This window comes from Streptomyces sp. STR69, assembly GCF_024519455.1.
GTDB lineage: Bacteria > Actinomycetota > Actinomycetes > Streptomycetales > Streptomycetaceae > Streptomyces.
In genome coordinates this window covers 224775-241533 of sequence record NZ_JALJRY010000016.1, presented here as the reverse complement: position 1 = coordinate 241533, position 16759 = coordinate 224775, and the positions used below count along the sequence as shown (strand labels likewise).

Here is a 16759-nt window from a genome sequence, read left to right as displayed (position 1 = left end):
GAAGGACATCTCGAAGAACCTCCCCGACGTGCCGACCAACTCCGCGGTCGTCACACCGAACGGCGGCCTCGCCGTCGCCACCGACCTGGGCGTCGTCTACCGCGCACCCGGCCGTACGACCTGGCAGCGCGTCGGCAGCCTCCCGGCAGTCGCCGTACTCCAGTTGAAGCTGAGCCCGGACGGCAAGACGCTGTACGCGGCCACCCACGGCCGCGGCATCTACACGATCAAGGTGAGCGACTGCGGCTGACGCAGCGGCGCCAAAAGGGGTGATCCCGGACCACCGGGGTCACCCCTGTGCCGTGTACGGCACCACACTCACATGCAGCGTGAAGACGGTCCGCGCCGCGCCCGCCACGTCCGACGCCTTCGCCGACGCGGTGACGTCCGCCGTACCGCCCCTTGTCCCGGCACAGCGCAGCGAGGCCCGGGCGGTGCCGTCCGCCACCACCTCCCACCCGGACGCCAGCACGAAGACCGGCGCGGAACTCAGCACACCCGTCCACCGCTTGTCGTCGTTCCGCGGCCGTAGGACGAGGGACACGACGGTCCCGGGCCGAACGCACAGGTCGCGGACAGAGGCGTCTCCCGGGCGGTGGGTGATGGTGATGGAGCCCGCGACACATCCTGGGGACGTGGAGGCTGTCCCCTGAGAGGCCGGGGCTCGTGTCGACGGCGTCGACGGCGACGTTGCCGACCTTGTCGCAGAGGGCGCGCTGGGGACTCCCGGCGTGCCGGGGTCGCTCTCCGAGGGGGTGGCAGTGACTGGAGTGGCAGAAGGACGCGGTGGCGCAGAGTCCGCCTCGGAGTCGTCGCCGCTGCCTCCGCAGGCGGTCAGGAGACAGGAGAGAGCGACCAGGGCGGTCGCGAGCAGGGGCCAGGGTCCCCGCCCCCGTCTGCAGTCCTCCAGCATCATGGCCACTCCCTTGCTCCGCCGAACGTTTCTGCGACGTCCTCGGCCGCAGTTCGGTTCCCGTCGCCCAAAGGGAAGCGGAGGGTCTCACCGTATGCCCGAGTCGAAGGGGATGCCGACCACGCGACACCGCGGCCAGGGCCGGCCTCCTTCGAGATCACGCGGGGTTGGTGGACCGTTCGTCGGCGAGTGAGGGCCGGACGGCCCTGCACCTTTGCCACACGCCGAAGGGACCGTGGCAATGGACACTCCGGCTGCGTCGGCACAGGCCGACAGGTACCGCGAAGGTGAGAACCATGATCCGTAGGCGTGCACGTGTCGCTGCCGTGGCGGCCCTGGCCCTGACCGGTGCCGTGACTCTGGGAGCGTGCGGCGGGAACGGCAGCGCCGTCACGACGACCGGCCATACCCCAACCGTCACGGCCGGCCGCACTGCCCCGGGCAGCAGCACACCGACCACTCCCGGCACCACTTCCGTCCCGGCAGGCCCGACCAGCGGGTGGGGACCGGATGTGTGGAGCGGCAGCATGGGCTCCGGCATGATGGGCGGCGGCTCGGGTTCCTGGGGGCCGGGCATGATGAGCAGCGGCTACATGGGCAACTGGTGGCTGGCTGGTAACGGCACCCGGGTGCAGACCCTCGCCCAAGCCCGCCAGCGGGCCACGGCGTTCGCCGACCGCCTCGGCCTCAAGGTCGGCGAGATCATGCAGTTCTCCCGCAACTTCTACGCCGAACTGCAGACCACCGACGGCCACGGGGCCACCGAGGTCCTGGTCAACCCCACCGACGGTGCCGCACAGATCGAGTACGGGCCCGCGATGATGTGGAACACCGACTACGGCATGCCCTACGGCACCAGCAGCCAGACCCGGATCTCGGCCGGACAGGCCAAGAACATCGCCCTGAAGTGGCTCCGCGCCCGTGACACCGCTCTGACCTCGGGCGACCCGGAGTCCTACCCCGGCTACTACACCTTGCACACCCTGCGGGACGGCAAGATCACCGGCATGCTGTCGGTCAACTCCTCCACCGGCCAGGTCTGGGACCACACCTGGCACGGCACCTACATCGCCACCAGCCGACGGTAATGCCCGCCCGGCACCTCCCCTGGACGTAGCCGAGACCAAGATCAAGCCCTCGCGGTCGAGCGGCAACCGCCTGAAGCTGGAGCCTCTGACGCGGAGTGCCGGCGATGGCGGCGGGCAGGAGCCGTCCCTCGCCGAACAGTTCCTGGTGCCGATGGGTGAGACATGCGTCGCCTCCGGGACAGGGCTGATGCGTCGGGGTGATGCGACCAGGGCAGGGGCAGCGGTCCGGGGGTGGTGTCGTCCTCGTGGCAGCGGCTGCCCGTAGAGCGTGGTGCGGGAAGGCGGGCCGTCGAGGTATCCGAGGGTCAAGGGGACGTCAATTCCCTGTGGTTCAGGCGGTCTTGCGACAGATAGTGTTGACATGACCATGATTGCGTAGCCAGAGTGGCGGCGTCCCTCAGCACGTCCTTCAGCACGTCCTGCACGACGTTCGGTTCGGCCGGGCTCCGCCCGCCCTCATGGTGCGGACGTGTACGAGGCATGCCCCCGACCCCACTTCGCGACGCGCCGATGCCGGACGTGCCCCTCCGCGAAAGGGAACGGATCATGTCCCTGGCATCACTGCTCCGCCGCCTGGCGAGACCCGGCCTGGTGACGGCGGCCCTCGCGGCCGGCGCGCTGGCCCTGTCGACGACCACCGCCACCGCCGCGCCCGCCCTCACCCAGATCAGCACCGATCCCTACACCAACTCCACCAGCCAGCACGCCACCGAGGTCGAGCCCGACACCTTCTCCTTTGGCTCCACCATCGTCTCCGCCTTCCAGGTCGGCCGTTTCAACGACGGCGGCTCCTCCAACGTTGGCTTCTCCACCTCCACCGACGGCGGCGCCACCTGGACCAAGGGCTTCCTGCCCGGGATCACCACGCAGGCGGGCGGCACCTTCCAGCGGGTCAGCGACCCGGCGGTGGCCTACGACGCCAAGCACAACACCTGGCTGATCTCCACCATCCCCATCACCTCGTCCGTCGCCGTCCCCGAGGTCTTCACCAGCCGCTCCACCGACGGCGGGCTGACCTGGAGCAACCCCGTCATCACGGCGACCGGCTCCAGCCTCGACAAGAACTGGATCGTCTGCGACAACACCGCCACGAGCGCCTTCTACGGCAACTGCTACACCGAGTACGACAACAACGGCGACGGCGACCGTCTGAAGATGACCACCTCCTCCGACGGCGGTCTCACCTGGGGCGCCTCGAAGAACACCGGCAACAACGCCACCGGCCTGGGCGGACAGCCCGTCGTCCAGCCCAACGGCACAGTGATCGTCCCGGCCTCCAACGCCTCCGAGACGTCGATCCTCGCCTTCCGGTCCACCAACGGCGGCAGTACCTGGACCTCGACCACCACCATCGCCACCGTCAGCACCTTCACCGTGCGCGGGAGCCTGCGCAGCGGCCCGCTGCCCTCCGCCGAGATCGACGCCGCCGGCAAGGTGTACGTCGTCTGGCAGGACTGCCGATTCCGTGCCAGCGGCGGCTCCTGCACCGCAAACGACATCGTGATGGCGACGACCACCAACGGCACCACCTGGTCAGCGGTGACCCGCATCCCGATCGACGCGACGACCAGCACCGTCGACCACTTCATCCCCGGCCTCGCCGTCGACCCGGCCACCTCGGGCACCACCACGCACCTGGCACTTACGTACTACTACCACCCGGTCGCCAACTGCACCGCTGCCACCTGCCAGTTGGACGTCGGGTACGTCTCCTCGACCAACGCCGGCAGCACCTGGACGGCGCCGACCCAGCTGGCCGGCCCGATGACCCACTCCTGGCTGGCGAGCACCACCCAGGGCACCATGGTCGGCGACTACATCTCGACATCCTTCTCCGGCGGAACGGCCCACCCCGTCTTCGCCGTCGCCTCGGCCCCCAGCGGAACGGTCTTCAACGAGGCGATGTACACGCCGACTTCGGGCCTGACCGCAGCCGCCGGCACCACCACCGCCACAACCGCCACCGCACGTGACAACGCCCTCTCGGCCCGCCTGGCCGCGATCGCCTACGCACAATGGCTGGCCAACGGCGGCACCGGCGGCGGCGAGGACAGCCCCTGACCGACAGACCACGAACACAACAGCCGCCCCGGCAAGACTTGCCGGGGCGGCTCCACGCCACGTCCGCTTCGTACAGCCGTGTCAACGAATGCCCGAGTCGAAGGAGATGTCGACCGTGGTGAAGCGTCCGCTCCCGACCGTGACGGACACCGGCTGGGCGATCGGGACAACGGCTCCGGTGAGATTGGCCGGGTGGATGGTGTAGCTGCCTGGTGGTAGCGGGATACGGAAGTGGCCGTCGGCGTCGCTCGTGGTCTCGGTGACCGTCCCTCCGCCGTCGCCGCCGGTGATGGTCAGCCGGGCGCTCAGGGGCCGGTCGGGACAGGGGCTGTGGTCGCGGGCCATCGGGCAGCCGCCGTCGACCATGGTGCGGCCCTTGATCCCCGAGCCGGGTGCGGTCGGCGATTCTGCTCCGTGAGAGTCCCCGCATCCGGTGGCCGAGAGGGCGGCAGCCAGCGCCAGGACGACGAGCGCGGTGCGAAGGAGGCTCTTCATAGGGGTTGGACTTCCCGTGGTGCTGATCGGTTCCTGGACCGGCATGGCCTGGGCACCTGGGCGGGCATGGCCCGGAGGCCGGGCGGAGAAGGTTCTCGCCCGGCCTCCGAGTTGCTTGCTGCGGATGCGAGTGCGGGTGCGGGTGCGGGTGCTGCTAGGAGAACAGCACGTTGTGCGGCTCGGGGTAGGCCCCGGTGGCGCCGCAGTTGCCGCCCTTCATCGCGTAGCCGGCGGCGATCCAGCGGGTCGGGTCGGCCTGGTAGGTGCGGACGGTGAGGTAGTCGCCCCAGCGGGGTAGGCCCGAGTAGGTGCAGGTGTTGCCGGCACCCCACAGGTAGTAGTTGGGGCTGGTGTCGATGGCGTTGGCGGGCTGGGAGTTGATGCCGCTGCCGGGGTAGTAGTGGGTGGTGCCGGTGCCGCCGCCCCAGGCGAACTCCAGGCCCACCCGTCCGAGCGAGTTGGGTGCGAGCGCGGCGAACTGCATGGCACCCCAGCTGCCCCAGAGGTCACCGGAGCCGTTGAGGTTCTTGTCGGATTCGTTGAACCAGACGAACCGGGTGTAGGGGAACGGGTGGCTGCTGTCCTGCTTCGCGTTGAACGAGAAGCCGATCAGTCCGCCGGTCCGGTAGGCGCCCAGGACGCGCGAGTCGGCGTACTGACACCAGTTGGTCACCACGCCGTCGGCGCTGGCGCAGTTCTGGCCGCTGTCGCGGGTGTAGAAGCCGTATGAGGGGACGGTGCGGTCCCACCACGAGTAGTTGCCGGAGTTCTCCGGCCAGGCGAACACGCGGAAGGAACTGCCGTTGGTCTGGCCCCAGTTGCTGCCCCAGTAGAGGGTGTCGGTGGAGCCGGGCACCAGTTTGAAGGTGAAGTTGTCGGTGCGGGTCAGGTAGCTGTAGTTGAAGGCGCTGCAGGTACTCATCGCGCTCTTCGGCAGCCGCAGCAGCCCGGCACCGCTTCCCCCGGTGGTCGGGAAGAAGTTGGTGGAGATGTTGACGTTGCTGTTGCTGATGGACATGTCGTTGAAGTCCAGCGCGGTGGTGGTCGCCAGGCCCATCCAGCTCGGTGTGATGTTCCAGTAGCACCAGCCGGTGAACGCGCCGGTGCCGGAGGCGGTGGCGTTGGCGATCACCAGGTGGTCGCTGAACTGCAGCAGCCAGAACTGCCTGCCGGTCGCCGGGTCGTACTGGGTGACCTGGTCGCAGCAGAATCCCGACCCGAACAGCGTGTACGGGTCGAGGTAGGACCAGGTCGTGCCGTTGTCGGTGGAGCGGGTGGCGTACCAGTTGCCGGTCTGGAAGATGTTGGAGCCGTTGGCGTCGGTGCTCGGCTCCTGCGTCGAGGACAGGGACGAGGCGCCGCCCGATATCCCGGACGTCGGTATGGCGCTGTCGCGCACCGTGGTGGCAACGGACCGTACCGGGGACGGCTCGGCAAGCGCGGCACTGAGTGGGGCGTGTCGGGGCTTGGGCCCCGCCTTCCCCTTGGCCATGGTGTCCTCGTCGTACAGCCGGGTGTTGAGCTGGTCAAGCTCCTCGGCCGTGTACTGGCGCGGCTTGTCGGTGACGGCGGCCGTCACCTGTGCACCGCCGTCTGTCGCCGCCCGGGCGGCGCTGCCCTGGCCGTGCGGGGCGGCGGACGCGGGCGTGGACTGCAGGCCCGCCAGTCCGAACGACAGGATCACTAACACGACCGCCCAGACGGACAGTCTTCGCCGTCCGGACCCGGCCAGCGGCATGCGGATGGAACCGTACATGCGGAAATCCCCCTTGATGGTGGGCGAATCGGACGCACGACGACATCGATCGCCACTCCCCCCACACGTGCCAGGCAGAGCACTGCCGCCGCACGACAGCGAACCTAGCGATCCCTCCACAGCCCCACCAAGAGCCTGGACAGAGGAATCGAAAAGGTCCGAATTCCCCTCCTATAAAGGAGAACTGAGGCACCATCAGGCCCGCGCGGTGGCCGCAGTCACGGGGCTTGCGGGGTGGCAACAGCCATAACAGCCAAGTTCGCGCCGCGTCGAGCCGCCCGAGGTGCGCTCCGGCGACTCCGGAGCGCGCCTCGGAGCGGGCGGTGGAGAGATCAGCGCCCGACGGGCACGGGCCCGGACCTGTGCGGGTGACGACGCTCGCCGCACCGTGCATCGCGGACGGTGCCTGCCGCCGGTGACGGCGAGCTACCAGCCGGCGGCGTACAGGCCCTCGTCAAAGGCTTGCCGTTGCCGCCCGAGTCGCCGATGCAGGCTCGTTGCCGCACGATGGGAGAAGGCGGAACTCGCCGACGCGGAAGCTCTCACAAACGGGATCAGGGCCGGTCGGTCTACGGAAACTAGATGAAATGCCCCTATCGAGGGCTGCATCAACCTTGGCCCCCTATATCCCCGATGTGGCCGAATGTGGCTACCTTGAGCGGCACGACACACCCCGGCGCCGAAGTCGGCCGTCTCATCCGACAGTTGACGGCGCCGGTCGGGGGAGGAGGCAGTCGTGCCCAGTGGCCAGAGTCTCGCCGTACCGGTGAACGAGTGGGTCCATGGAGCCCAGTACGTCTTTCGCGGCACGGTACTTGAGGTGGGGACCAACAACCTGACGGGCGTTGAGTCCGATCCGCGCATGGCGGTGGTACACGTGGAGGACGTGCTGCTGGCACCGCGCACCCTCGGTGATCTCACCGGCAGCGATGTGACGGTGTACGTCGCCGAGGACCATCCGGTCGAACCGGGCGAGAACAGCGTGTTCTTCGGCGCCAGTTGGCACTACGGCGCCCACCTCGGCGTGGTCGAGGTCGGGCGGGTCGCCGCCGACGACAAGGACCTGCCCAGTCTGCAGGACGTGGTCCTCGACGCCCGCCTCGCGCAGCTCGACGAGGAGCTTCTGGCCCGCCTGGACGGAGCCGAACTCGTCGTGTACGGCCGGGTACTTCAGGTGGCGGACGCGGAGCCGGAGGACGAGGACGAGCCCGCCGACTGGGACGCCCCCGAGTGGCACACGGCCGAGGTGCGGGTGGGCCGGATCCTGAAGGGCTCCCCTCCGCCGCACATCCGGGTCGCCTTCCCGCTCGGCGGTGACCGTTCCTGGGAGGCCAGCCCCCAGTACTTCGCGGGCCAGGAAGGGGTGTGGCTGCTGAGCCGGGCCGAGGAACGCCCCGACCACTACTCGGCGCTGGATCCGCTGGACTTCCACGCCGCCTCCGACGTCGAGCGCATCAGCACCCTGCTGTGGATCCGGCCGGGCCGGTCGCACACCCGCGGGCCGGCGGACTGAGTCCCCGCCCTAACTTCCTTCACCTTTGCACCCTGGCGCGGAGCCCGCCGGAGGAGACCGCCATGTCCATCCAGGTCGTCAACATGGTCCCGCAGAGCCTCAGCGGAGACACCAACTTCGACAGCGAACCCAGCGTCACCGTCGATCCGTCCGAACCGCAGCGGATCGTCGGCACCGCCTTCCGGCCCGACACCGCAGCCGGATCGACCACCGGACCGTACTTCTTCTCCGCCGACGGCGGGGCCACCTGGGCACTGAACTCCGTGATCCCGGGCGGGACATCCACCTTCGGCCAGAAGGACATCTCGGTCCGCTTCGGCCCCTCGTCGGGCGTGCTGTACGCCGGGATCCTGCGCGGCGACAGCTCGCTGCGGCTGAACATCCTGCGCAAGGCCAACTTCTCCGGCCCCGGCGCGATGACGGTACTGATCGACCGGACCCCGGACGACCAGCCCTGGGTGGAGACCGGCTCGGCGCTCGACGGCGGCGGGGTCATGGTCGACAGGGTGTACGTGAGCAGCAACGACGTCTCGCAACGGCCCACCGGCCGCACCGCGACCGTCGACTTCTCGCTGGACGCCGCCACCGCGCCGGCCCCGGCCGGCTTCGGCACTCCGGCCCGCCTGGAGACCCGCACCTCGGCCGACATCGGCGGCGGCCTGCGCCAGGACGGGCCCAGCGTGCGCACCGCCGTCCACCGCTCCGGCACCCTCTACGGTGCCTATCTCGGATGGCGCACCTTCGGCAGCCCGAACGTCACCGACGTCGTCGTGACCCGCGACGACAACTGGGGGCAGGGCGCGACGCCGTTCACCGCCCTCCTGGACCCCGCCGACGGGCTCGCCGGCAGGCGGGTCGAGACCAACGTCAGCGTCGCCTCACTGGGCACCACCCTCGGCACCCAGCGCATCGGCTCCAGCCTGACCATGGCCGTCGACCCCCGCGAACGCCGCCGCGTCTACCTCGCCTGGTGCGACGGCCTGGCCACCAGCACCTCCCCCTACACCCTGCACGTGCGCCGCTCGGACGACGGCGGCCAGACCTGGACGGGCGATCTGCGCACCGTGCAGAACGCCACCAACCCGAGCCTCGCGGTGACCGTGCGCGGCACTGTCGGCCTGCTCTACCAGCAGCTCGGACAGGCCGGCGGCGTCGACCGCTGGCGCACCCACCTGGAGATCTCCACCGACCACATGGCCACCACCGCCGAGGACAACCTGGTGGCCGACGTCCTCGACAGCTCCGCCGGCTCCACCCTCAGCGTGATCATCGGCGACTACACCAACCTCGTCGCGGCGGGCAAGGACTTCTACGGCGTCTTCTGCGGCTACAACCAGCCCATCACCGCCAACTTCCCCGCCGGGGTCACCTACCAGCGCAACGTCGACTGGGCCGGGCAGCGCCTGCTCGCCAACGACAACACCACCACCGTGACGGCCTCCGTCGACCCCTTCTTCGTCCACTGGCAGCCCGTCGCGCTCTCCGACGACTACTACGTACGGGACTGGACCGACAACCCGACCTCCGGCGACAACGGCGTCGAGCCGTCCACGCACCCCGTCTTCTACGCCACCTCCGACGTGTGGAACCGCCGCGGCACCCTCCCCGGCTCCTTCCCGGGCGACCAGCCCGACAGCGAGAACGCAGGCAACGGCGTCGGCAACATCGGCGACAACTGGGCCTTCGCCCGACTCCGGCGCAGGGCTGCGGCACCCGCGGGCAGCCCCGACACCACCGTCACCGCACACTTCCTGGTCTCCAAGCTCGGCACCGGCAGCAACTTCACCGACGCCAGCGACATGGACCCCGACGTCGTCATCACCGATCCCGACCCCACCGTCACCTTCGCCGCCGCCGACCTGGGCCCGAAGATCACCACACCGGCCCACTGGCACCTCAACCCGGTCGCCTCCGGCCACCTGTGCATAGCCGTGGAGATCACCTCGCCCCACGACCCGTACGCCGGTACCAGCCTGCGCGGTCGCGCACCGGGCTGGCCCGCCCAGGACCTGGAAATCACCGACGACAACAACAAGGCCCAGCGCAACATGGGCCTGTCCACGACCCCGGCCCGCGGCACGGGCCTGTGCGTCTCCGCGCTGTTCGCCATCGCCCACAACGCCGCGACCCGCACCCGGGACATGCGCCTTCAGTACACCGTCCCGCCCGACCTGCGCGAGCACGGCAAGGACGTCCGCATCACAGTCATCGGCGGCGACCGGCGCGTCGGCGGCGAGAGCGGCATCCTGGAACTCCGCGACATGCAGCCCGGCGAGAACCGGTGGATCGGCGTCGAACTTCCCGCACTGCGCGGCAAGCCCGGAGAGACCTCGACGATCGTCTTCCGCGAACTGCTGGGCGACGCCGCCGTCTCCGGCTTCGGCCTCGGCATACGCCGCGGCGAGCCCGCCGCCGTCCTCCGTGACGCGCTGGAACGCCACCGCTCCGTCTTCACCCGCCTCGCCGCACTCCACGGCCACGACCTGGCCCGCAAGGAAGCCGAACTCGCCGAAGCAGCCCTGCGCGACGAGGAATCCACCGCCAAGGCATGGCTGGCCGGACTGTCCCGCCGCCTCGAACCGATCACACAGACCGTCACCGAACTCGTCGGCGACGACGACCCCTTCACCACCACCCCGGCCGTGACCGCCCTGCGCAAACTGCTCGCCGGCCAACCGGACGACGGCGCCCTGGTGTGCGTCACGTCGTTCCTCGAACGGCTCGACACCCACCTGACCATGCACCAGCTGAACGCCGGCGACGTGGCCGACATCGCGCAGAACGTCCGCTGGCAACTCGACCTGGCCAGCCCGCCTTCCCGGCTTGCGGGCCTTGAGGGTGCCGCCGACCTCGCGACCGCCTCCCGCCGCTTCGTGACCGGCTGGGACCACCGCAAGGCAGGGGTCCGCGACTATCCCAAGCTCGTCGGCACCTCCCTGCCGTCTCTGACCCGCGTGGCCGAGGCAACCCGGATCGACGTCACCGAACAGATCGCGGCGATGCAAGCCGTCCTGGAAGACCCGGTCGCCCTGCAGAAGGCCCACTGGGTAGTCCTGGCCGCCCTCGCCGATCAGGCGTGGGAGACCGGCTGAGGTGCGCTCCGGGAACAGGAGCGCGGTGTAGCGAGTGGATGGCTGCCGCGTCGCCCTGCGGCAGCCAGAAGGGGGAAGCATGTATCCCGCCATATTCCTGGGGGATGCTGGCACCGACTGCGTCGGAACTCAGAGCGGCGGCTACTGGTGGCAGCAGCTTGGGGCGTTCGGCGCCGTCGCCATCGCTATGGGGGCGCTGAATCCCGGCTGGCTCCGCATTGCTCGAAGGAACTCTCGCGGGTTTCGCAGCGTGTTCACCGGATACGACCGGCGGACATCCACATCGAAAACCCTGCCGATCCTGTGGACGGCCGTGCTTCTGTACGGGCTGGTCACCCTCCTGATCATCAACCGCAGCGCGCACCTCAACTCACACTGCAGCGACGGCTACTGGGCCACTGCACTGGCCCACCTGGATCCCGTCTACCTGGTACTGATCGGCGGACCATTCGCCACGGCAGTACTGGCCAAAGTGACAGTGACCAACCAGCTCAGGCGCGGAGACATACAGAAAGTAAGTGCCGAGCGGGACGTTGACCCCAAGGAACCCGGCTCGAAGGCGCGCGCCGGAACATCTGCCGCCGGGTCCGCAGCCGCGACATCTCCTACTTCGGCCGGTGTCGAGGCACCCCCACTTCCTGCACCCGCTGCAGGAGCGCCCAGCCCTGCGGCTGGTGCGTCGGGCGCCGGCACCGAAGTACCCACCGTCCTTGAGGCTGGAGAACCCGCCACCGGTCCCACGGACCAGCCGACGAAGGAGCCTGCAGGGCAGCCGCCGACAGGAGCGCTGGATCTCGTACGCGCCGACGACGGCGGGACAGATCTTGTCGATCTCCAGTACGTCCTGTTCAACCTGCTCGCCATGGGCTACGTCCTCGCGCTGTTCATGGCCCACCCTGCACTTGGGCTCCCCGCCATCCCCGCCCAACTCGCAGCCCTCACCGGCACCTCCGCAGCGACCTACGTCACCAACAAAGCAACGGCGAACACCCGCGCCACGCTGAGTGCCGTGTCCCCGACCCACGCCCGCGCCAAAGACGTGGTCACCGTGTACGGAACGAACCTTGTCCCCCAGGGAGGCAGGGCGGCGAGCACGGAGGTTCTGATCAGCGGCTTGAAGGCCGATCCAGTAGGCGACCCTCGTAGGGAACAGATCACCTTCAGAGTGCCGCGGTATCCCGACAGCGAAGACGACGCCTGGCCCTTCCCCTACGACGCCGCCAAGGCGGTGGACGTCACCGTCACCACGGCTGCCGGACAGCAGGTCGTGCTGCCGGCCGCCCTGCATCTGTACAACCAGCGCACTGAGACGAAGAGATAGACCGGGCAAGGTGAGTGAGATGGATCTGACCGGTACCTGGGCGGCCGGAAGCCAGGGACTGTACTTTCTGCGTCAGCTCGGGAACGAGCTGTGGTGGGCGGGCCTGAGCGTCGAGTCCCCGCTCGGCTCCCAGGACTTCCAGTGGGGACTGACCTGGGCGAATGTGTTCACTGGCCAAATCAACGACACGACTGTCAACGGCGATTGGGCCGACGTGCCGCGCGGTCGCATCCGGCAGTCCGGGACTCTCGACCTGGAGGTCGCCGACGCCGACCTGATCAGGCGCCGCGCGGAAACAGGGGGCTTCGGAGCCACCGAGTGGCGTCGTACGGATCTGCCCGCGCGACCCCTCATCCGTACACGTTTCGACCAGGTGCAACGCAACGACGGCGGCAGCATGCACGACCACCTGAAAATGTACAAAGACAACGTCGTCGTGTTCGGCACCGTCGTCGACGGACTCGGAGCCAGCTGCCCACCCGACGGCGTCAGCCGACGATATGCCAACTTCATGTGCAACGAGGACCGCGACTTCGACGACGGCACGTTCGACGGAGACCTGGTCTTCCACATCGTCATCGACCGTGCCGACCTGGACGCGCAGCCCGGGTTCTGGACGAACGAGTGGTTCAACGATCCAGCCCATATCCGCCGCAAACTCGACCATGACAACACCGACCAGGACAGCGACGAGGAGAATCCCGCGCTGGAGCTGCGCAACCTCATCCACCCCGAAGTCATCATGTACGGGCGCCCCGCCGGCAAGCGACCCAACGAAGATCCCAGTTGCACCGGTGCCGTTCCCCCACTGCTCCCGGGCTGGATGGAGACCGGGGCGAACAGCGTCCTCTGGAACGGGTATCCGATCGACGGCCGCGTCAACATCTACCCCACGGGTCCCGCGCCCGTCCGCGTCTTCGACCAAGCCCCTCCGCCCGGCACTCGCGTACGGATCACCGGCTTCCTCGCCCTGGACTGCCACGGCCGCCTCGGCGACTGCAACGAAGACAACGTCAACAGGAACAACGTCGAACTCCACCCGGTCTACGCCGTCGACGTGCTGCGCGACCCCCGCATCGTGCCGACAGACCTCACCGGCGTATGGGCCTGCTCCGACGTCGGCACTTACTACATCCGACAACTCGGGTCCACTGTCCGGTGGTTCGGCATGAGTCGAGACCGAGGCCAGAACTTCAGCAATGTCTTCCACGGGACACTCGACGGAGTCCAACTCTCCGGAACCTGGGCGGATGTCCCGCTGGGCGCCATCCGCAACAACGGCACCCTGACCTTGGCCGCGCCGGCCGGCGCTTCCTCGGTGGAGCTGACGCGAAGCGCCCAGAGCGGAGGGTTCGGCGGCCATACCTGGACGAAGATCGCTGACGGGCCAGGGCCGATCATCCCACCCGGATAGGGAAGCCGGGAACCGCACAGGTCCCGTGTGGACGGCGACAGGGGGTTCATCCCGGAAGGCGTACCGCGCGAAGCACTGCTCCGGGCGGGCGGGCGAGCGGGTGGATGCCGTGGTGACGTCGATCCTCGTGTCGGAGTGAAACCGCCGTTGGGGACGGCTGGAAGCCGTCGACCGCTCGTCGGCCGGGCTACGCCCGCCGGTCCAGCCGCTTGGTGCGCTCTAGGAGTTGACAGACATGGCGACGGCCCTCACCGATCAGTGAGGGCCGCCGCCGTCGTCGATTACCAGTAGTCGGAATCCCCGTACTTGACTGGATTCCTCGCGCGGTCCACAGCCTGTGCACACGCCTCGGCGAAGGCATCCGAGACAGCAGCCTTGTCAGTGCCGCGTACCTGCGCCTCGACCTCCTGGCCGGGGCGACGTGTGGTGTGCCATCGAACCGCCAGGTCCGTGTAGAGGTCGGTCTCGAACTCCCACGCCGACTCCGACCACTGCTCGGATACGCCCACGTTCAGCCTCTCGCCGCCAGGTGCGAAGAGGGCACGGGCATGGAAGACGATCCTGTGGTCGGGCATCCGCTCGCGGATGGCCCGCACGTCGGCCAGCCCGTTGCTCTCCCACTTCCGCCGGTCCCACTCCTCGACCTCGGCGGAGCGGTCGGGCCGGTTGGCGTCCCATCGGGCGACCACAGCCTCGGCGTGCTCGCGGTGTAGGAAGGGAACGCGGCGTTCGCCCAGGAGAGCCACGTAGACCGTCCGGCCGACCGAGACGGGGTTCTCGCTCGGGCTGGGTAGGGAGTTCGGGGGCGGGGTTCCCCAGAGCAGTCCGCCGATCTTGGCGGCCGTCTGCTGCAGGACAGGGCCCGTGACATGCTGGTAGCGGCGGCGCATCCTCGCGGACTTGCCGGGTTCCCACCCCATGATGGTGTCGACGACCGTGTCGGGGACACCGAGGATCAGCAGGACCGTCGCGGCGGTGTGGCGGGCGTCGTGCAAGCGACCGTCGCGGACGTCCGCCGCCTTCAACAGGTCCTTCCACCTGTGGAAGTCGGTGTTGGGGTTGAGCGGCTCGCCGGTCGGCGAGGTGAACACGTACCCCTTCTCCACCCACAGATCACGGGCGAGAACCCGCTCACGGTCCTGCTCCTGCTTGTGCAGCCGCAGCAGCTTGATCAGCTCGTCGGGCACGCCGATGGGGCGCTTGCCCGCGCGGGACTTGGTGTCCTTCGTCTCGCGCCGGATGCTGATCTTCTTCGGGCAGTAGCCGGGCTTGCGTCCGCACTTGTCGCCGCAGCCGTGCTTGTAGCGGGGTCGCAGGCGGCCACGGCGTACGCGGATCACGCCCGTCTCCGTATCGACGTCCGTCCATTGGAGGCCGAGGACCTCGCCCTGGCGCAGGCCGAGCGCGAGTGCGATGACCCAGCGGGCGGTGTTGCGGTGCTTGCCCGCTTCGAGGAGCAGGCGCTGGACCTCCTCCAGGGAGTACGGCTCCACCTCCTCCTCTTCCAGCTTGGGAGCCTTGGCGATCGTGGCCGGGTTGAGGGTGAGGTGGCGTCGCCGCTTGGCTTCGTTGAGCGCCGTACGGACGGTGCGGTGAGCCTGATGGGCCGTACCGGCTGAACTGCCGTTCGCCTGCATCTTCTTGTAGAGGCGCTCCAGGTGCTCCGGCTCCAGCTTCTCCAGTCGGTGGGCGCCAAGTCCGGGGATGAGGTGGTGGTAGACCGCGACCCGATAGCCGTCGATGGTGTTCTCGGAGACGCTCGGCGCGGCGATGCTCTCGACCCAGTGGGTCAGCCAGTCCTTGACCGTCCAGGTCTGACCGGCCTTGCGGACGCCACCGGAGTCGCGCAGCTTCTCCAGTTCGCGTACGGCCCTGGTGACCTCGGCGCGCGTCTTGCGTCCCACGTGACGACGATCGGGGGTGCCGTCGTCCTTGACACCGACGGTGACACGGCCGTGCCAGCGGCCGTCCTTGCCGAAGTAGATGGTGGAAGCCCCGTTGGGCTGGCGGGAGGTGGTCATGTCCGCCCCCTCAGGCCGCGATGCCGAGGTCGCCACGACCGAGGCGGCGTAGGAGGAACTCGTTCACCGCCTCGGCGGGAACGCGGCGCAGGCGGCCGACCTTCGCGGAGGGGATCTCGCCGGAGGAGATGTACTCGTACATCTTGGTACGGCTGATACCGATGCGGCGGGCCGCCTCGGCGACGGTGAGGCCGACGAGGGTGGGGTCGCCTCCGGCGGAGCCACGGTCGGCCATCAGGGAGCGCAGGGCGTCCTCGGGGATGTCCAGGAGTCGGGCTATCTGGGCAAGCGGCAGGTCGTCTCGGCGCAAGGGAGAGTCCTCTTCTGGCGAGCCGCGGGACGGCGAATCCCGGGCTGCCGGTCAGTCGTTCAGGGATGGGCGTAAAGGGGTGAGCGGGTGTCGCGGTACCACGCCGTTCGTAGCAGCGCGGTGCACGAGTTCAGCTCTGTTCGGGCGGCGCGTCCATGCGGTCGCCGAGGAAGCTGCGGAGCCTGCTCGGGGCTCCGAGATGGTGGTGGAACTCACCGTTGGAAGCGACGGTCAGCTCGTGCGTCAGCAGAGCCTTGACCATGTCCTCCTGGTTCGGGTTGGCGTCCGTGTACGCCTTGAGCTCGTCCTGGATCCGGCGCATGTCCTTGCCCAGGGCGCGCCACTCCTTCCATCTGGAGACGTACTCGCCGACCAGACGGCGGACCAGCGGATTGGCGAGCTGGCCGGGTGGGGTGGTCAGTTCGTCGAGGTCGAGGTCGAAGACCTTGCAGAAGCCGAGCGCCTCGTCGAGGTTGACCCGCCGGCGGGGCTTGCCGCTCTCGATGCGCCAGATGGCCGCCTGGTTGACCGGATGGCCGGCCTCGGCCATCCGCTCGGCGAGTGCGACCGTGCTCCACCCCCGCGCCTCGCGTTCGAGCTTGACGCGTTCGGCGACGTAGTCCTCCGGCAACGGCCGGTCCGGGCCGGCACGGGCCGCGCCTTCGTCGCTGCTCACCACTCCACCTCCTCCACAGGGCCCAGAGCACATCCGGGGCGATGGTGACAAGGAAACACCATTGCGGAGACGAATGCAACCGTTGCAATGCCGAAGACG

General features: G+C 69.0%; 13 protein-coding genes. 7 read left to right on the top strand and 6 right to left on the bottom strand.

Annotated features, from left to right (window positions below; translation table 11 throughout):
* Window positions 1-250, top strand: a 250-nt coding sequence (locus tag OC490_RS29085; protein WP_410099095.1) for a hypothetical protein, incomplete at its 5' end; no start/stop codon positions are given.
* Window positions 251-289: 39 nt separating this feature from the next.
* Here the strand turns inward: OC490_RS29085 and OC490_RS29080 are convergent.
* Entirely contained in the window at window positions 290-544 is a 255-nt protein-coding gene (locus OC490_RS29080; protein ID WP_262060967.1) for an acetyl-CoA synthetase, read from the bottom strand.
* Between the two features lie 665 nt (window positions 545-1209).
* On the opposite strand from OC490_RS29080, the gene OC490_RS29075 reads away from it, so the two are divergent.
* Complete coding sequence (locus OC490_RS29075) at window positions 1210-2001, top strand: hypothetical protein (RefSeq protein WP_262060966.1); 792 nt, start codon at window positions 1210-1212, stop codon at window positions 1999-2001.
* Window positions 2002-2547: 546 nt separating this feature from the next.
* Complete coding sequence (locus OC490_RS29070) at window positions 2548-4062, top strand: sialidase family protein (protein WP_262060965.1); 1515 nt, start codon at window positions 2548-2550, stop codon at window positions 4060-4062.
* A gap of 81 nt (window positions 4063-4143) precedes the next feature.
* On the opposite strand, the gene OC490_RS29065 is transcribed toward OC490_RS29070, so the two are convergent.
* Complete coding sequence (locus OC490_RS29065) at window positions 4144-4557, bottom strand: carboxypeptidase-like regulatory domain-containing protein (protein ID WP_262060964.1); 414 nt, start codon at window positions 4555-4557, stop codon at window positions 4144-4146.
* A 154-nt stretch (window positions 4558-4711) separates the two neighbouring features.
* Complete coding sequence (locus tag OC490_RS29060; RefSeq protein ID WP_262060963.1) at window positions 4712-6313, bottom strand: hypothetical protein; 1602 nt, start codon at window positions 6311-6313, stop codon at window positions 4712-4714.
* Between the two features lie 736 nt (window positions 6314-7049).
* On the opposite strand from OC490_RS29060, the gene OC490_RS29055 reads away from it, so the two are divergent.
* The 4 genes from OC490_RS29055 (at window position 7050) to OC490_RS29040 (ending at window position 13653) form a co-directional block, all read left to right on the top strand.
* Complete coding sequence (locus tag OC490_RS29055) at window positions 7050-7826, top strand: hypothetical protein (RefSeq protein WP_262060962.1); 777 nt, start codon at window positions 7050-7052, stop codon at window positions 7824-7826.
* A gap of 62 nt (window positions 7827-7888) precedes the next feature.
* Entirely contained in the window at window positions 7889-10918 is a 3030-nt protein-coding gene (locus OC490_RS29050; protein WP_262060961.1) for a sialidase family protein, read from the top strand.
* A 34-nt stretch (window positions 10919-10952) separates the two neighbouring features.
* Window positions 10953-12239, top strand: coding sequence for a PT domain-containing protein (locus tag OC490_RS29045; RefSeq protein WP_262060960.1), 1287 nt, complete (start codon window positions 10953-10955; stop codon window positions 12237-12239).
* A gap of 19 nt (window positions 12240-12258) precedes the next feature.
* Entirely contained in the window at window positions 12259-13653 is a 1395-nt protein-coding gene (locus tag OC490_RS29040; RefSeq protein ID WP_262060959.1) for a hypothetical protein, read from the top strand.
* A gap of 281 nt (window positions 13654-13934) precedes the next feature.
* Here the strand turns inward: OC490_RS29040 and OC490_RS29035 are convergent, their stop codons facing one another.
* The 3 genes from OC490_RS29035 to OC490_RS29025 form a co-directional block, all read right to left on the bottom strand.
* A complete protein-coding gene (locus OC490_RS29035; RefSeq protein WP_262060958.1) occupies window positions 13935-15674 on the bottom strand; it encodes a tyrosine-type recombinase/integrase in 1740 nt (579 codons plus the stop codon).
* A 10-nt stretch (window positions 15675-15684) separates the two neighbouring features.
* On the bottom strand, window positions 15685-15984 hold the full coding sequence (locus tag OC490_RS29030) for a helix-turn-helix domain-containing protein (protein WP_262060957.1): 300 nt from the start codon (window positions 15982-15984) through the stop codon (window positions 15685-15687).
* Window positions 15985-16114: 130 nt separating this feature from the next.
* Complete coding sequence (locus OC490_RS29025; protein ID WP_262060956.1) at window positions 16115-16660, bottom strand: helix-turn-helix transcriptional regulator; 546 nt, start codon at window positions 16658-16660, stop codon at window positions 16115-16117.
* Window positions 16661-16759: the final 99 nt, after the last annotated feature.

Coding starts and splice junctions, on each gene's coding strand:
- OC490_RS29075 (WP_262060966.1), top strand. CDS start 1,210: ATGATCCGTAGGCGTGCACGTGTCGCTGCCGTGGCGGCCCTGGCCCTG.
- OC490_RS29070 (WP_262060965.1), top strand. CDS start 2,548: ATGTCCCTGGCATCACTGCTCCGCCGCCTGGCGAGACCCGGCCTGGTG.
- OC490_RS29065 (WP_262060964.1), bottom strand. CDS start 4,557: ATGAAGAGCCTCCTTCGCACCGCGCTCGTCGTCCTGGCGCTGGCTGCC.
- OC490_RS29060 (WP_262060963.1), bottom strand. CDS start 6,313: ATGTACGGTTCCATCCGCATGCCGCTGGCCGGGTCCGGACGGCGAAGA.
- OC490_RS29050 (WP_262060961.1), top strand. CDS start 7,889: ATGTCCATCCAGGTCGTCAACATGGTCCCGCAGAGCCTCAGCGGAGAC.
- OC490_RS29040 (WP_262060959.1), top strand. CDS start 12,259: ATGGATCTGACCGGTACCTGGGCGGCCGGAAGCCAGGGACTGTACTTT.
- OC490_RS29035 (WP_262060958.1), bottom strand. CDS start 15,674: ATGACCACCTCCCGCCAGCCCAACGGGGCTTCCACCATCTACTTCGGC.